The following is a 14,957-nucleotide window of genomic DNA, read 5'->3' as shown; positions in this document are numbered from 1 at the left end:
TGTGACAGGCGGTTTTTTTATAACAGTTTCTTACAGAGCATAGCTGCTGTTCGCTGTTTTACAGGCCGCCTTCGCGTTCGCCCTCCAGCTCGAGCGCTTCGCTGGCCGGGCGATGGCGTCGAACTTTGAGTTCGCTCACCACCACGGCGATGACGATCAGCAGCCCGCCGAGCAAGGCCACCCCGGGCAGACGCTCGCCGGCGAGGCGGCCGACGATCCCGGCCCACACCGGCTCGCCGGCGTAGATCAGGGTGGCGCGGGTAGGCGATACTGATTTTTGCGCCCAGTTCATCGCCACCTGGATCACGGCACTCATGGCGCCCAGGCCCAGTGCGCTGAGCAGCAACAGCCAGGAAAAGTCGGGGATGGGCTCCTGCGTCGGTACGATCATCAGGAACGAGAGCAGCGAGGCGGTGGCCAGTTGCACAACGGTGACGCGGCGCACATCGACCTGTCCGGCATACCGGCTGATCAGAATGATCTCAGCGGCGATGGCCACGGCACTCACCAATGTCACCACTTCACCCTCGCTGAAATGCAGGGACCCGCCTTCGGGGCCAGCTAGCAGCATCAGGCCGAGGAACGCCAGGCAGATACCCAGGCTTGGCATGAGCCCTGGACGGCGGCCAAGCACCAGCCATTGCAACAGCGGTACGAAGGGAACATACAGTGCAGTAATAAAGGCCGACTGGCTGCTGCTGATGGTTTGCAGGCCCATGGTTTGCAAACCATAACCCAGCATGATGGTCGCGCCGATCAGCACGCCAGCCTTCATTTCGGTGAATGTCAGCCCAGGCAGCGCGCGTACCGAGACGAGCCCCACGAACAAGGCCGCTGCAGCGAACCTCAGGCCGACGAAGAACATAGGGCCACTCACGGTCATGACGTTGTGCACCAGCAAGAAGGTGCCGCCCCACAGCATGGTGATGAACACCAGTACCACCTCGGCTTTGCTCAGGCGCAAGGAGACGGTGGTTTGCTGGCGGTTCATCGGTTGGCTCATGGTCTTGCTTACTCTGAAGGGGCAGCGCACAATCGCCGCAAAGTGGGCAGTATACTGCGCAACCGGTGAAAGTGAGCAATATAGTGCACAAAGATTCCGCGCACCGTGCTTCGGTGCTGCAGCATGTGAGCCTCAACGTTCGTGGCCTGCGCAATGCAGTGGGGATGAGCCAGAGTGCCTTGGCCGAGCGCTCAGGGGTCAGCCGGCGCATGCTGGTGGCGATCGAGGCCGGTGACAAGAACGTCAGCCTGACGACGCTCGACCTGATAGCCGAAGCGTTGGGGGTCGCCTTCAGCCGGCTGATCCAGGCGCCCGACCAGCGCGATACCAGCCGCATCGACGAGCTGGCCTGGGCCGGTGAGCATCCCCAGAGCAAAGCGGTGCTCCTGGCCAGCAGCGCCGCGCGGCGAGAGGTGGAGATCTGGGAGTGGACGCTGGCGCCGGGTGAGTGCTACACCAGTGAAGCCGATGCCGAGGGCTGGAGCGAACAGATCTATGTGGCCGAAGGGCAACTGACCCTGATCATTGAGCAGACCGAACACTGCCTGCACGTGGGCCAGTTTCACGTGTTCCCCAGTAACTGCCTGTACGCCTACCGCAACGATGGTGACGTGCCGACGCGTTTCGTACGCAATGTGGTGATTTGAACGGTCAGTTTTTCACAAGGCCATCTTCAGGCATACCAGGGGGCGTAGTGGGGATAGCGGTCCAGGCGTGCACCCGTCACCATCTCGCTGACCCACGAAGCGAGGATCGAACTGTAGGCTTTTTGGCTTTCTTCACTCGATAGTGCGTGGTCGGCACCATCGACTATGCGGTGGGTCAGTGAATGGGCGCTGATGAAGGCCGAGCGATAGCTCATCAGCGTGGTGTGCGGCACATAGTCATCCTGTTCAGACTCCACCAGCAGCACGTCACCCGCGAACTGCGCGCAAGCGGCCAGTGCACGATTGTCACTGGGGCCGAGCAGGCGTTGGCGGTAGGCATTCAGGCGTTGACGGTCCAGCGTTTGTTTGGGCGTGTCCCATTCCTCGTCCCAGTACAATGCGGGTACGCGTAGGGCCAGCCATTTCACTGACCGTTGCAGTGTCAGCAGGGTGGCCAGATAACCACCGTAGCTGCTGCCAATGACGGCTATGGCGCTGCTGTCTACGGCGGGATGGCTGACCAGGCGATCGTAAGCTGCCAGCAGGTCTTTGAGATTCTGTTCGCGGGTTACGGTGAGGCGCTGGCTTTCGGTTTTTTCGTGACCGCGCAGGTCAAAGGTCATGCAGACACATCCCAAGCCGGTGATGTGCCGGGCCCGGGCAAGGTCGCGTTGCTGGCTGCCGCCCCAACCATGTACGAAAAGGATGCCGGGCATCTTGCTGCCGGGGCTGACCAGAGTGCCGGTAATGCTTTCATCCTCGACCTGCAGCTCGATGGTTTCACTCAGAATGGCCATGCTCGCGAATCCGCGCGTATTTGCAGAATTGTCCGAGTTCACTGTCGTTTCCTTGATAGAAGAGGGTGGCGTCAGTGGGAAGGTTGGGCGTGCCGAATATTTCGTGGGTGGAGGCATGCACCCGTTGCAGTGCCGGGTCATCGGCAAAGGCCTGTAGGGCCAGTAGCTCTGCGCTGCTGGCGCCGCCCAGACGCCACGATTGTTCGAGCACGCCACTGCGCACATGGCCCTCATGGTTTTTGCCGCGGGCGATGTCGTAGTTGCGCCGGGAGGCGATGAAGCCAGGGAAGTGCTGCTCGGCCGCATGCTCATAGGTCAGGGCCTGGTTGACGGCAAGGCGCAGGTGGTCCTCCAGCGGTAGTTGCAACAAGGCATGATAGTCGCCGCGCACCACCACCAGATCGGAACCTCCGTAAACCTCGGTGCCTTGGTGGTCCAGGGTCAGTTGCTGGGTGCCGAAGTAGCTGCAGGTCAGGCCGGCGACACGCACTTGGCCGACGCTGAAAGTTTCGACTTCACTGAGGTCTTCCTCCAGCACCAGCCCCCACAACGCCAGGTCCTGATCGTCAATGTTGGCCAGCAAGGGCTCCAGTTCATCCAGTTCAACGATCACCTGTTGGCCGCGCCCCGCGCAAGCCAGCACGGGTTTGAGCCGTACTGCGCGATCCCGCAGCAGTAGCTGTGCGGCTCGCCGGGCATCGGCCTTGCTGAATACGGTGTAACCACACAGCAGCGCATCGCTGGCCTGGCGGGCGAAGTCGTCAGTCCAGCCTACGGGGAAGGTGGCATTGGCAGGCAAAGGATGGGAGATCGCCTTGGTTGCCATATAAGGGTGGCTGACCAAGCCACCGAACAGGTCATGTTCAGTGCGGATGCCCAGGTGGGCATAGCGTTGCGGATCGATGAGGGTTTCTGTGGGGAGGTAATAATAGTGGTCGGCCGCGTTGGGGGGCTTGTCAGGGGTCACTCGCGTGCATCCCAGAAGCTCGGCCAGGCCCTCAGCCAGCTTCAGGTGCACTGTGTGTTCGTGCTCTGGAGTGTGCTCGCGAGTATCGAGGAGGACGACCCCCGCTTTTGATTCGCAGGTGCTGGGCATGGGCATCAGCCTGTCTGCAATGGATGTACTGCTTGTGAAGCCCGTGGCTTGGGGAAGTTCAGGTGGAAGCGATCGGTGGTTCGTGGAGGCTCTTACTGCTTTTATTCTTGCGCGCGCAGGGATGGCCTGCAGGCCGGGAGTCGGTCGTCGAGATTGCAGGGTGAGGTTGGCTGTTCCATTATCGTGCCTCTGGATCAATCGAGATACCGCAGGAGTGCGAATGAACGTTCAAACCACCCATGAGCAGAGTGTGCCCGAGCGCCTGATGCGCGTGCGCGAGGTAATGGCCAGGGATGGGATTGATGCCCTGCTGGTGCCCTCTGCCGACCCGCACCTTTCTGAGTATCTACCGGGCTACTGGCAGGGGCGGCGGTGGCTGTCGGGCTTCGATGGCTCGGTGGGTACGTTGGTTGTCACTGCGGATTTCGCCGGCGTGTGGGCCGATAGCCGTTACTGGGAACAAGCCCTCAAGGAGTTGGCAGGTAGCGGCATCGAACTCATGAAGCTGCTGCCGGGTAAGCCGGGTGCATTGGAGTGGCTGGGCGACAATGTCCGGGCCGAAGGCGCAGTGGCCGTGGACGGGGCGGTCATGGCCCTGGCGTCTGCGCGCCAGCTCGAGGAACGTCTCAAGAGCAGGGACATTCGCTTGCTAACCCATCAGGATTTGCTGGCCGAAGTTTGGGAAGGGCGCCCTGCGCTGCCAGGTAACCCGGTGTATCAGCACTTGCCGCCTCACGCCACTGTCAGTCGGTCGCAAAAACTTGCCCAGTTGCGCCGCACCATGGAAGAGAAGGGCGCAGACTGGCACTTCATCGCGACCCTGGATGACATCGCCTGGTTGTTCAATTTGCGTGGTAGTGATGTCTCCTATAACCCGGTATTCGTTTCCTTCGCATTGATCAGCCAACAGCAGGCCACATTGTTCGTCGGTGCTGGAAAGGTTGATGAGCATTTGCGCCAAGTACTGGAAGCCGATGGTATCGAGGTGCGTGATTATTCGCAGGTTGGCGAGGCGCTGTCAGCGATACCTGCCGGCGGCCGGCTTTTGGTCGACCCTGCGCGCGTGACGTGTGGCCTGCTCAAGAACCTGGACCCGCAGGTGTCGCTGATTGAGGGGTTGAACCCGACGACGTTGAGCAAATCACGCAAGGGTGAAGAGGAGCTGGTGCACATCCGCCGCGTCATGGAGCAGGATGGCGCTGCTTTGTGCGAGTTCTTCGCTTGGTTTGAAGCGAGTCAGGGAAAGGAGGCCATCACCGAACTGACCATCGATGAGAAATTGAGTGCTGCCCGTGCACGGCGCCCCGATTTTGTCTCGCTGAGCTTCTCTACCATTGCTGCCTTCAACGCCAATGGTGCAATGCCCCATTACCGTGCCACGGAGCAGTCTCACGCGGTCATTGAAGGTAACGGTTTGCTGCTGATCGACTCGGGAGGACAGTATCTGGGGGGTACCACCGACATCACGCGGATGGTGCCGGTCGGCACGCCAAGCATTGAGCAGAAACAGGATTGCACCCGGGTGCTCAAGGGCATGATCGCTCTGTCACGCGCCACGTTCCCGCGCGGAATTCTGTCGCCACTGCTCGATGCTATCGCAAGGGCACCGATTTGGGCGGATCAGGTCGACTATGGCCATGGCACTGGCCACGGTGTCGGCTATTTCATGAATGTGCATGAAGGGCCGCAGGTCATTGCGTATCAGGCTGCAACCACACCGCAGACCGCCATGCAGGAGGGGATGATCAGCTCCATCGAGCCTGGGACCTATCGCCCTGGGGCTTGGGGTGTGCGCATCGAGAACCTAGTGGTCAACCGTGCATCGGGCAAAAGCGCGTTCGGGGATTTCCTCAATTTCGAGACCCTGACGTTATGCCCTATCGATACGCGTTGCCTGCTCACCGAGTCCCTCACCCAGGATGAACTCGCTTGGCTCAACGGCTACCACGCGACGGTCCGCGAGCGCCTTGCTCCCCTGCTGTCAGGCGATGGGTTGGCCTGGCTTGAGGCGCGAACAGCAGCTTTGTAAGCAGCCGATTTGGGCAGTGTATAGAAGAAGGGCAGCTCACGAGCTGCCCTTTCTGTTCACTTGCAGATAACGATCATACTGCGGCTGGTATAACCGGCGGGGTTGATGCCGAAGAGGTAATCACCCGGCTCCTCGTCGGTGTCTCCAGAGCGGGCGATGACCTTGTAACCGCGTGTGCTGCAAGCCGTGGCGGCCTTGCTATAGCACTTGTCCCAGGACGAGGAGAGGCCGGAGCAGTTTATGTGCAAGCCCTTCTTCCCTCTTTTGACCTCGGTCTTGGCCGTCGCGGCACATCCGGCAATGGCCAAGACGGCCAGGATGAGCAAAATACGTTTCATTCCTGTCCTTAAATGCAGGGTTGATCAGTTGTCTGACCCTGTCGTTATCGCTTCGGTTCTTCCTGAATAGTCTTTGGCATCCGTGTACATGCAAGTAGATAGCGTAGAGATTATGGTTCTGTGACAGCTTAATCAGCAGGGCTGCTTGCTACAATGGTCAATTCCGGGCCAATGAAAATATTTCTCAACTAATCCGCCGCTACCGGGGGCTTGGCGTCGCGGCGCATGGACAGCGTGGCGCCCACTGACGCGGCAATGATGGCGAGAATGGCCAGCCACTGGGTCAAGCTCAGCAGCTCACCGAGGAACAATAAGCCGGAAAGGGCGCCAATGGCGGGTTCTATGCTCATCAGCGTGCCGAAAGTGCGTGCCGGCATGCGGGTCAGGGCGACCATTTCCAGGCTATAGGGGAGGGCAGTCGAGAGTACTGCGACGCCTAGGGCCAGCGGGATGAGGGCAGGTGTCAACAGTGCGGTGCCTGCATGAGCGATGCCGATCGGGGCAACGAATATCGCTGCGACCACGACACCCAGTGCTGCGCTCTGAATCCCATGTTCTGCTCCGGCGCGTTGGCCAAACAGAATGTACAGGGCCCAGCACACGCCGGCACCCAGTGCATAGACGGCGCCCGTGAGGTCGAGGGGCTGGCCGCCATGGCCGACCGGGATCAGCAGCAGCAGGCCGCTGACTGCCAGCGCAATCCACAGGAAATCAACGGCCCGCCGCGATGCGAAAAGCGCTACGGCCAATGGGCCGGTGAACTCGAGGGCTACAGCGATGCCCAGTGGTGTTGTCTGCAGTGCCATATAGAAGAGGAAATTCATCCCGCCCAAGGCCATGCCATAGATGATCACATTACGGAGTGTCTGTATGGTCATCCGTACGCGCCAGGGGCGCAGAATCAGCAGCATGATGATGCTGGCGAATATCAGGCGCAGTGTTGTGGTGCCTTGTGCGCCAATGATGGGGAACATGCTTTTGGCCAGAGACGCACCGGACTGAATCGATGCCATGGCGATAAGCAGCAGGCATATAGGAAAAAGCGTAGTGGCCAGGCTGCGGGGCTGGGTGTTCATTTGTGCTCGGCAATCCTTCAGATGAGGGCTAGGTGTGCAATATAGTGCGCAAATGCAAGGGGGCGGTGCAAGGTGCCCTTAAAAACACCTTATTTGGCAGAATGGGTGTGATTTGAAATAACTCCTTGACGCCTTCCCGAATCCCCTTATAATGCGCCCCACTTCCAGCGTAGTCGGAACGAGAAACTCCTTGAAATTCAATGAGTTGCTTAATCCAGGTAGTGCTGGAGGTGCTTCGGTCATCTGATCGATAGGGGTTGAGATGGTGGTTGACAGCGCTTCTAAACGCTGTATTATTCGCCTCCCGCTACGAGAGATCGAAGCGAGCCAAGTGTTTGAAGCTAAACGAGTTTCTCGCAAAAAACTTCAAAATAAACGCTTGACAGACCCTGAGGAAAGCGTAGAATGCGCGCCTCGGTTGAGACGAAAAGCTCTTAACCAAACGCTCTTTAACAAATCGAATCAAGCAATTCGTGTGGGTGCTTGTGAGTACGGACTGATAGTCAAAAAGATTATCAGCATCACAAGTGGCCATGCGAGAAATCACATAGTCATTTGAGATTGCTGAGCCAAGTTTAGGGTTTCTTAAAAACCCAAGCAGTATTGAACTGAAGAGTTTGATCATGGCTCAGATTGAACGCTGGCGGCAGGCCTAACACATGCAAGTCGAGCGGATGACGGGAGCTTGCTCCTTGATTCAGCGGCGGACGGGTGAGTAATGCCTAGGAATCTGCCTGGTAGTGGGGGACAACGTTTCGAAAGGAACGCTAATACCGCATACGTCCTACGGGAGAAAGCAGGGGACCTTCGGGCCTTGCGCTATCAGATGAGCCTAGGTCGGATTAGCTAGTTGGTGGGGTAATGGCTCACCAAGGCGACGATCCGTAACTGGTCTGAGAGGATGATCAGTCACACTGGAACTGAGACACGGTCCAGACTCCTACGGGAGGCAGCAGTGGGGAATATTGGACAATGGGCGAAAGCCTGATCCAGCCATGCCGCGTGTGTGAAGAAGGTCTTCGGATTGTAAAGCACTTTAAGTTGGGAGGAAGGGCATTAACCTAATACGTTAGTGTTTTGACGTTACCGACAGAATAAGCACCGGCTAACTCTGTGCCAGCAGCCGCGGTAATACAGAGGGTGCAAGCGTTAATCGGAATTACTGGGCGTAAAGCGCGCGTAGGTGGTTTGTTAAGTTGGATGTGAAAGCCCCGGGCTCAACCTGGGAACTGCATCCAAAACTGGCAAGCTAGAGTACGGTAGAGGGTGGTGGAATTTCCTGTGTAGCGGTGAAATGCGTAGATATAGGAAGGAACACCAGTGGCGAAGGCGACCACCTGGACTGATACTGACACTGAGGTGCGAAAGCGTGGGGAGCAAACAGGATTAGATACCCTGGTAGTCCACGCCGTAAACGATGTCAACTAGCCGTTGGAATCCTTGAGATTTTAGTGGCGCAGCTAACGCATTAAGTTGACCGCCTGGGGAGTACGGCCGCAAGGTTAAAACTCAAATGAATTGACGGGGGCCCGCACAAGCGGTGGAGCATGTGGTTTAATTCGAAGCAACGCGAAGAACCTTACCAGGCCTTGACATGCAGAGAACTTTCCAGAGATGGATTGGTGCCTTCGGGAACTCTGACACAGGTGCTGCATGGCTGTCGTCAGCTCGTGTCGTGAGATGTTGGGTTAAGTCCCGTAACGAGCGCAACCCTTGTCCTTAGTTACCAGCACGTTATGGTGGGCACTCTAAGGAGACTGCCGGTGACAAACCGGAGGAAGGTGGGGATGACGTCAAGTCATCATGGCCCTTACGGCCTGGGCTACACACGTGCTACAATGGTCGGTACAGAGGGTTGCCAAGCCGCGAGGTGGAGCTAATCTCACAAAACCGATCGTAGTCCGGATCGCAGTCTGCAACTCGACTGCGTGAAGTCGGAATCGCTAGTAATCGCGAATCAGAATGTCGCGGTGAATACGTTCCCGGGCCTTGTACACACCGCCCGTCACACCATGGGAGTGGGTTGCACCAGAAGTAGCTAGTCTAACCTTCGGGAGGACGGTTACCACGGTGTGATTCATGACTGGGGTGAAGTCGTAACAAGGTAGCCGTAGGGGAACCTGCGGCTGGATCACCTCCTTAATCGACGACATCAGCCTGCTGATGAGCTCCCACACGAATTGCTTGATTCTTTGTATAAAGACGATGCTGTAACGCGACCCTGTTATAGGTCTGTAGCTCAGTTGGTTAGAGCGCACCCCTGATAAGGGTGAGGTCGGCAGTTCAAATCTGCCCAGACCTACCAATTACTTGGTGCGGCCTAGAAAATACGGGGCCATAGCTCAGCTGGGAGAGCGCCTGCCTTGCACGCAGGAGGTCAGCGGTTCGATCCCGCTTGGCTCCACCACTCTTTCAGGTTGTACAGCTTTCAGAACTTAGAAATGAACATTCGGTGATGAATGTTGATTTCTGGCTTTTGTCAGATCGTTCTTTAAAAATTCGGATATGTGATAGAAATAGACTGAACACCAGTTTCACTGCTGGTGGATCAGGCTAAGGTAAAATTTGTGAGTTCTGCTCGAAAGAGCAACATGCGAATTTTCGGCGAATGTCGTCTTCACAGTATAACCAGATTGCTTGGGGTTATATGGTCAAGTGAAGAAGCGCATACGGTGGATGCCTTGGCAGTCAGAGGCGATGAAAGACGTGGTAGCCTGCGATAAGCTTTGGGGAGTCGGCAAACAGACTGTGATCCAGAGATCTCTGAATGGGGGAACCCACTCAGCATAAGCTGAGTATCTTGTACTGAATACATAGGTGCAAGAGGCGAACCAGGGGAACTGAAACATCTAAGTACCCTGAGGAAAAGAAATCAACCGAGATTCCCTTAGTAGTGGCGAGCGAACGGGGACCAGCCCTTAAGTTGGTTTGAGATTAGTGGAACGCTCTGGAAAGTGCGGCCATAGTGGGTGATAGCCCCGTACACGAAAATCTCTTATCAATGAAATCGAGTAGGACGGAGCACGAGAAACTTTGTCTGAACATGGGGGGACCATCCTCCAAGGCTAAATACTACTGACTGACCGATAGTGAACCAGTACCGTGAGGGAAAGGCGAAAAGAACCCCGGAGAGGGGAGTGAAATAGAACCTGAAACCGTATGCGTACAAGCAGTGGGAGCCTACTTTGTTAGGTGACTGCGTACCTTTTGTATAATGGGTCAGCGACTTATATTCAGTGGCGAGCTTAACCGAATAGGGGAGGCGTAGCGAAAGCGAGTCTTAATAGGGCGTTTAGTCGCTGGGTATAGACCCGAAACCGGGCGATCTATCCATGGGCAGGTTGAAGGTTAGGTAACACTGACTGGAGGACCGAACCGACTACCGTTGAAAAGTTAGCGGATGACCTGTGGATCGGAGTGAAAGGCTAATCAAGCTCGGAGATAGCTGGTTCTCCTCGAAAGCTATTTAGGTAGCGCCTCATGTATCACTGTAGGGGGTAGAGCACTGTTTCGGCTAGGGGGTCATCCCGACTTACCAAACCGATGCAAACTCCGAATACCTACAAGTGCCGAGCATGGGAGACACACGGCGGGTGCTAACGTCCGTCGTGAAAAGGGAAACAACCCAGACCGTCAGCTAAGGTCCCAAAGTCATGGTTAAGTGGGAAACGATGTGGGAAGGCTTAGACAGCTAGGAGGTTGGCTTAGAAGCAGCCACCCTTTAAAGAAAGCGTAATAGCTCACTAGTCGAGTCGGCCTGCGCGGAAGATGTAACGGGGCTCAAACCATGCACCGAAGCTACGGGTATCACCTTTGGTGATGCGGTAGAGGAGCGTTCTGTAAGCCTGTGAAGGTGAGTTGAGAAGCTTGCTGGAGGTATCAGAAGTGCGAATGCTGACATGAGTAACGACAATGCGAGTGAAAAACTCGCACGCCGAAAGACCAAGGTTTCCTGCGCAACGTTAATCGACGCAGGGTTAGTCGGTCCCTAAGGCGAGGCTGAAAAGCGTAGTCGATGGAAAACAGGTTAATATTCCTGTACTTCCAGTTATTGCGATGGAGGGACGGAGAAGGCTAGGCCAGCTTGGCGTTGGTTGTCCAAGTTTAAGGTGGTAGGCTGAGATCTTAGGCAAATCCGGGATCTCAAGGCCGAGAGCTGATGACGAGTTGCCTTTAGGCGACGAAGTGGTTGATGCCATGCTTCCAAGAAAAGCTCCTAAGCTTCAGATAACTGGGAACCGTACCCCAAACCGACACAGGTGGTTAGGTAGAGAATACCAAGGCGCTTGAGAGAACTCGGGTGAAGGAACTAGGCAAAATGGCACCGTAACTTCGGGAGAAGGTGCGCCGGTGAGGGTGAAGGACTTGCTCCGTAAGCTCATGCCGGTCGAAGATACCAGGCCGCTGCGACTGTTTATTAAAAACACAGCACTCTGCAAACACGAAAGTGGACGTATAGGGTGTGACGCCTGCCCGGTGCCGGAAGGTTAATTGATGGGGTTAGCGCAAGCGAAGCTCTTGATCGAAGCCCCGGTAAACGGCGGCCGTAACTATAACGGTCCTAAGGTAGCGAAATTCCTTGTCGGGTAAGTTCCGACCTGCACGAATGGCGTAACGATGGCGGCGCTGTCTCCACCCGAGACTCAGTGAAATTGAAATCGCTGTGAAGATGCAGTGTATCCGCGGCTAGACGGAAAGACCCCGTGAACCTTTACTATAGCTTTGCACTGGACTTTGAATTTGCTTGTGTAGGATAGGTGGGAGGCTTTGAAGTGGGGACGCCAGTTCTCATGGAGCCATCCTTGAAATACCACCCTGGCAACTTTGAGGTTCTAACTCAGGTCCGTTATCCGGATCGAGGACAGTGTATGGTGGGTAGTTTGACTGGGGCGGTCTCCTCCCAAAGAGTAACGGAGGAGTACGAAGGTGCGCTCAGACCGGTCGGAAATCGGTCGTAGAGTATAAAGGCAAAAGCGCGCTTGACTGCGAGACAAACACGTCGAGCAGGTACGAAAGTAGGTCTTAGTGATCCGGTGGTTCTGTATGGAAGGGCCATCGCTCAACGGATAAAAGGTACTCCGGGGATAACAGGCTGATACCGCCCAAGAGTTCATATCGACGGCGGTGTTTGGCACCTCGATGTCGGCTCATCACATCCTGGGGCTGAAGCCGGTCCCAAGGGTATGGCTGTTCGCCATTTAAAGTGGTACGCGAGCTGGGTTTAGAACGTCGTGAGACAGTTCGGTCCCTATCTGCCGTGGACGTTTGAGATTTGAGAGGGGCTGCTCCTAGTACGAGAGGACCGGAGTGGACGAACCTCTGGTGTTCCGGTTGTCACGCCAGTGGCATTGCCGGGTAGCTATGTTCGGAAGAGATAACCGCTGAAAGCATCTAAGCGGGAAACTTGCCTCAAGATGAGATCTCACTGGGATCTTGAATCCCCTAAAGGGCCGTCGAAGACTACGACGTTGATAGGTTGGGTGTGTAAGCGCTGTGAGGCGTTGAGCTAACCAATACTAATTGCCCGTGAGGCTTGACCATATAACACCCAAGCAATTTGCTGCTGCAGATTGTGGTGGTGAAGATGATACGAACCGAAAGTTCGCAACGAACCACAAATATCGCATATCCGGATTCGCTGGGCTGTCCATCTGGACATTCTGGCTACAGAATTTCTTGACGACCATAGAGCATTGGAACCACCTGATCCCATCCCGAACTCAGCAGTGAAACGATGCATCGCCGATGGTAGTGTGGGGTTTCCCCATGTGAGAGTAGGTCATCGTCAAGATTCATTTCGCAAAACCCCTATCTGCGTGAGCAGGTAGGGGTTTTGTCTTTGTGCGCGGAAACGTTTTTTAGCCTCGGGCCAGTTCAGCCAGGTGCGCGATCGCCTCTTCGCTTTTGAGCACCAGCACATCGCCCACCAGCGTATCCAGCACGACTTCAGAGGTATTGCCGATCAGGGCGCCAGAGATGCCCGTGCGCGCGACAGTGCCAATGACCGTGACCACTGCATCGAGCTTCTGCTCAATATGCGGTATCAGCACATCCGCAGGGCCCTCTGCGACATGCAGGCGATCCTCGCTGATATCGTATTCGGCCTGGAAAGCCCTGCACGCCTCTCGGTAGCGTTTTTCGATGGTCTCACTGAGCTGGTAGACCGGGTCGGATGCCGCCAGCATGGGGGAGGGATGCGCAGTGATCACGTGCAGTTCACCCTTGGCAAGGCTGGCGATGTCATAGCCATGCTCGATGATGCTGGCATGCAGCCGCCGATGGTCTTCGTCATCGTTGCCGACATCCACGGCAGCCAGAATTATGCCTTGCGTCCAAGGCCGCTCGCTCTTGACCATCAACACTGCGCAAGGGCACTGGCGTAGAAGTTTCCAGTCGCTTGGCGTCAGCAATGCCTTGCGCAGGGAGTTGTCAGGCCGGTGCTCCTTGATCACCAGGTCGCAACCCTCAGCCTGCTGAACGGCAATGATCGACTCATGCAGGCTCTCCCTCCAGTTCTGTTCGTGAGAGACGTTTGCGTAGCCATCGTCGTGTAGCTGACTGCTAAGCAAGCTGAGCAGTGCGCTGTGATCCTGTTTTTTGTCGCACATCAGCAAGTGCAGGCGCGCGCCGGTTACGCCGGCTATCAGCTTGGCGCGGGTCAACGCACGGCTATGGGCATGATGAGGATCGAGTACCACTAGAATGCTACGGACAGCTTGCATGGGCATGAACTCCCCTCAAAAGGTGGTGACCTATGCCTGACTATAGTAGGCCGGCCTTGCGTCGCCGTTTGATGTACATCAAGCATAGCCACTGGCGCTCATGATCGGCGCCGGTATAATCGCCCGTCCTGCCTGCTGTGTGTGGTTGTACGTTATGTCCCTGATCCCCGAAATAGATGCCTTCCTTGGTTGCAAGACGCCAGACGCCTGGATCGAGGCGGCCATTGCTGACCAGGAAACCTTGCTGATCGACCACAAGAACTGCGAGTTCAAAGCTGCCAGCACGGCGTTGAGCCTGATCGCCAAGTACAACACCCATCTGGACCTGATCAACATGATGTCACGCTTGGCCCGTGAGGAACTGGTACATCATGAGCAGGTGTTGCGTTTGATGAAGCGCCGTGGTGTGCCTTTGCGCCCAGTGTCGGCGGGGCGCTATGCCTCTGGCTTGCGCCGCCTGGTGCGCGCCCATGAGCCAGTCAAGCTGGTGGATACCCTGGTGGTCGGTGCCTTTATCGAAGCACGCAGTTGCGAGCGCTTTGCAGCATTGGTCCCGCACCTGGATGATGAGCTCGGCACTTTTTATCACGGCTTGCTTAAAAGTGAAGCGCGCCACTACCAAGGCTACCTGAAACTCGCCCATCAGTATGGCGAAGAAGCGGATATCGCCCAGCGGGTTCAGCGGGTGCGTGAGGCGGAAGCAGATCTGATCCTGTCTGCGGATCAGGAACTGCGTTTCCACAGTGGTATTCCGATGGCGCAGGCCGCCTGATATGCAACAGCCGGCACTGCGCCTGGTAACGGTTAGTGACGGCGGCCCAGTAGCAAGCCAATTACCAGGCCAAACCCGGCAGAGACCGCAACGGTTTGCCATGGGTGGCCGCCGATATATTCGTTTGTAGCGTCTACTACCGGTTGGGCTTTGGCGCGCACCTGTCCGGCCGCCTCTCGAGCCTGGCGAAGTTTCAGGCTGACCTGCGCGCGCAGCGTGTCGGCTTCTTCACCTACCAGGGAGGCGCTGTCGTTGAGCAGCCTCTCGGATTCTTCTATCAATGCCTGCAGCTCACTGAACACCTGATCCTTGATCTGCTCGCTGTTAGCTGCAAAGGCTGATTTTCGGGCCATGAACATGTCCTCGTCGATAGGGGGGTAAGCAATGGATGCCGGTGCGCCGGGAAAGTTGCGCCTGCTTAGCGATGAAGCACCACTAAGGTGTAAGATAGCGGCCATTTCAACTGGCAGGTGCATT

Annotated in this window: 10 protein-coding genes, 2 tRNA genes and 3 rRNA genes; 8 read left to right on the top strand and 7 right to left on the bottom strand. The window is 56.5% G+C overall.

The window, feature by feature from the left end; all coding sequences use genetic code 11:
* Positions 1–58: 58 nt before the first annotated feature.
* A complete protein-coding gene (locus ABRP30_RS18855; protein WP_267817251.1) occupies positions 59–1,003 on the bottom strand; it encodes a DMT family transporter in 945 nt (314 codons plus the stop codon).
* Positions 1,004–1,086: 83 nt separating this feature from the next.
* Here ABRP30_RS18855 and ABRP30_RS18850 point away from each other — a divergent pair, with 83 nt between their 5' ends.
* Positions 1,087–1,650 carry a helix-turn-helix domain-containing protein gene (locus ABRP30_RS18850; protein ID WP_267817249.1) on the top strand — a complete coding sequence of 188 codons (564 nt, stop codon included), beginning with the start codon at positions 1,087–1,089 and terminating at the stop codon, positions 1,648–1,650.
* A gap of 26 nt (positions 1,651–1,676) precedes the next feature.
* Here the strand turns inward: ABRP30_RS18850 and ABRP30_RS18845 are convergent, their stop codons facing one another.
* Positions 1,677–2,447 carry a S9 family peptidase gene (locus tag ABRP30_RS18845; RefSeq protein ID WP_267817247.1) on the bottom strand — a complete coding sequence of 257 codons (771 nt, stop codon included), beginning with the start codon at positions 2,445–2,447 and terminating at the stop codon, positions 1,677–1,679.
* Entirely contained in the window at positions 2,431–3,549 is a 1,119-nt protein-coding gene (locus tag ABRP30_RS18840) for a DUF3182 family protein (protein ID WP_267817245.1), read from the bottom strand. Before ABRP30_RS18840 ends, ABRP30_RS18845 begins: the two co-directional genes overlap by 17 nt.
* Before the next feature lie 214 nt (positions 3,550–3,763).
* Between ABRP30_RS18840 and ABRP30_RS18835 the strand changes: the two genes are divergently transcribed.
* Positions 3,764–5,572 (top strand): aminopeptidase P family protein, encoded by a 1,809-nt coding sequence (locus tag ABRP30_RS18835; protein WP_349976342.1) that lies wholly within the window; start codon positions 3,764–3,766, stop codon positions 5,570–5,572.
* Positions 5,573–5,628: 56 nt separating this feature from the next.
* On the opposite strand, the gene ABRP30_RS18830 is transcribed toward ABRP30_RS18835, so the two are convergent.
* Together ABRP30_RS18830 and rhtA are read right to left on the bottom strand one after the other, a co-directional pair.
* Positions 5,629–5,910: a hypothetical protein gene (locus ABRP30_RS18830; protein WP_241806983.1), complete on the bottom strand. Its 282-nt coding sequence runs from the start codon at positions 5,908–5,910 to the stop codon at positions 5,629–5,631.
* Between the two features lie 188 nt (positions 5,911–6,098).
* On the bottom strand, positions 6,099–6,986 hold the full coding sequence (gene rhtA, locus ABRP30_RS18825) for a threonine/homoserine exporter RhtA (protein WP_349976340.1): 888 nt from the start codon (positions 6,984–6,986) through the stop codon (positions 6,099–6,101).
* 605 nt (positions 6,987–7,591) lie between these two features.
* Between rhtA and ABRP30_RS18820 the strand changes: the two genes are divergently transcribed.
* From ABRP30_RS18820 to rrf, 5 genes are all read left to right on the top strand, one after another.
* Positions 7,592–9,128, top strand: a 16S ribosomal RNA gene (locus ABRP30_RS18820).
* Between the two features lie 86 nt (positions 9,129–9,214).
* Positions 9,215–9,291: transfer RNA gene (locus tag ABRP30_RS18815), tRNA-Ile, on the top strand.
* Between the two features lie 26 nt (positions 9,292–9,317).
* Positions 9,318–9,393: transfer RNA gene (locus tag ABRP30_RS18810), tRNA-Ala, on the top strand.
* A gap of 242 nt (positions 9,394–9,635) precedes the next feature.
* Positions 9,636–12,527 (top strand): 23S ribosomal RNA (locus ABRP30_RS18805).
* A 134-nt stretch (positions 12,528–12,661) separates the two neighbouring features.
* Positions 12,662–12,777, top strand: a 5S ribosomal RNA gene (rrf, locus tag ABRP30_RS18800).
* Together the 16S, 23S and 5S rRNA genes with 2 tRNA genes alongside form the textbook arrangement of a ribosomal RNA operon.
* A gap of 67 nt (positions 12,778–12,844) precedes the next feature.
* Here rrf and ABRP30_RS18795 read toward each other — a convergent pair.
* Positions 12,845–13,708, bottom strand: a complete 864-nt coding sequence (locus ABRP30_RS18795; RefSeq protein ID WP_267817239.1) for a universal stress protein — start codon at positions 13,706–13,708, stop codon at positions 12,845–12,847.
* A 154-nt stretch (positions 13,709–13,862) separates the two neighbouring features.
* On the opposite strand from ABRP30_RS18795, the gene ABRP30_RS18790 reads away from it, so the two are divergent.
* Complete coding sequence (locus ABRP30_RS18790) at positions 13,863–14,480, top strand: tRNA-(ms[2]io[6]A)-hydroxylase (protein WP_349975160.1); 618 nt, start codon at positions 13,863–13,865, stop codon at positions 14,478–14,480.
* A 32-nt stretch (positions 14,481–14,512) separates the two neighbouring features.
* Here the strand turns inward: ABRP30_RS18790 and ABRP30_RS18785 are convergent, their stop codons facing one another.
* The gene (locus ABRP30_RS18785; RefSeq protein ID WP_372490503.1) at positions 14,513–14,938 is read right to left on the bottom strand and encodes a YqjD family protein; all 426 of its coding nucleotides are present in this window, start codon (positions 14,936–14,938) and stop codon (positions 14,513–14,515) included.
* Positions 14,939–14,957 lie beyond the last annotated feature (19 nt).

The organism is Pseudomonas sp. WHRI 8519, from assembly GCF_040224055.2.
GTDB lineage: Bacteria > Pseudomonadota > Gammaproteobacteria > Pseudomonadales > Pseudomonadaceae > Aquipseudomonas > Aquipseudomonas putida_X.
This window is presented reverse-complemented; position numbering and strand designations above follow the sequence as displayed.

Excerpts from the sequence above, each read along its gene's own strand:
- rhtA (WP_349976340.1), bottom strand. The coding sequence starts at position 6,986 with ATGAACACCCAGCCCCGCAGCCTGGCCACTACGCTTTTTCCTATATGC.
- ABRP30_RS18795 (WP_267817239.1), bottom strand. The coding sequence starts at position 13,708 with ATGCAAGCTGTCCGTAGCATTCTAGTGGTACTCGATCCTCATCATGCC.
- ABRP30_RS18835 (WP_349976342.1), top strand. The coding sequence starts at position 3,764 with ATGAACGTTCAAACCACCCATGAGCAGAGTGTGCCCGAGCGCCTGATG.
- ABRP30_RS18790 (WP_349975160.1), top strand. The coding sequence starts at position 13,863 with ATGTCCCTGATCCCCGAAATAGATGCCTTCCTTGGTTGCAAGACGCCA.
- ABRP30_RS18855 (WP_267817251.1), bottom strand. The coding sequence starts at position 1,003 with ATGAGCCAACCGATGAACCGCCAGCAAACCACCGTCTCCTTGCGCCTG.
- ABRP30_RS18830 (WP_241806983.1), bottom strand. The coding sequence starts at position 5,910 with ATGAAACGTATTTTGCTCATCCTGGCCGTCTTGGCCATTGCCGGATGT.
- ABRP30_RS18845 (WP_267817247.1), bottom strand. The coding sequence starts at position 2,447 with ATGGCCATTCTGAGTGAAACCATCGAGCTGCAGGTCGAGGATGAAAGC.
- ABRP30_RS18840 (WP_267817245.1), bottom strand. The coding sequence starts at position 3,549 with ATGCCCATGCCCAGCACCTGCGAATCAAAAGCGGGGGTCGTCCTCCTC.
- ABRP30_RS18785 (WP_372490503.1), bottom strand. The coding sequence starts at position 14,938 with ATGGCCGCTATCTTACACCTTAGTGGTGCTTCATCGCTAAGCAGGCGC.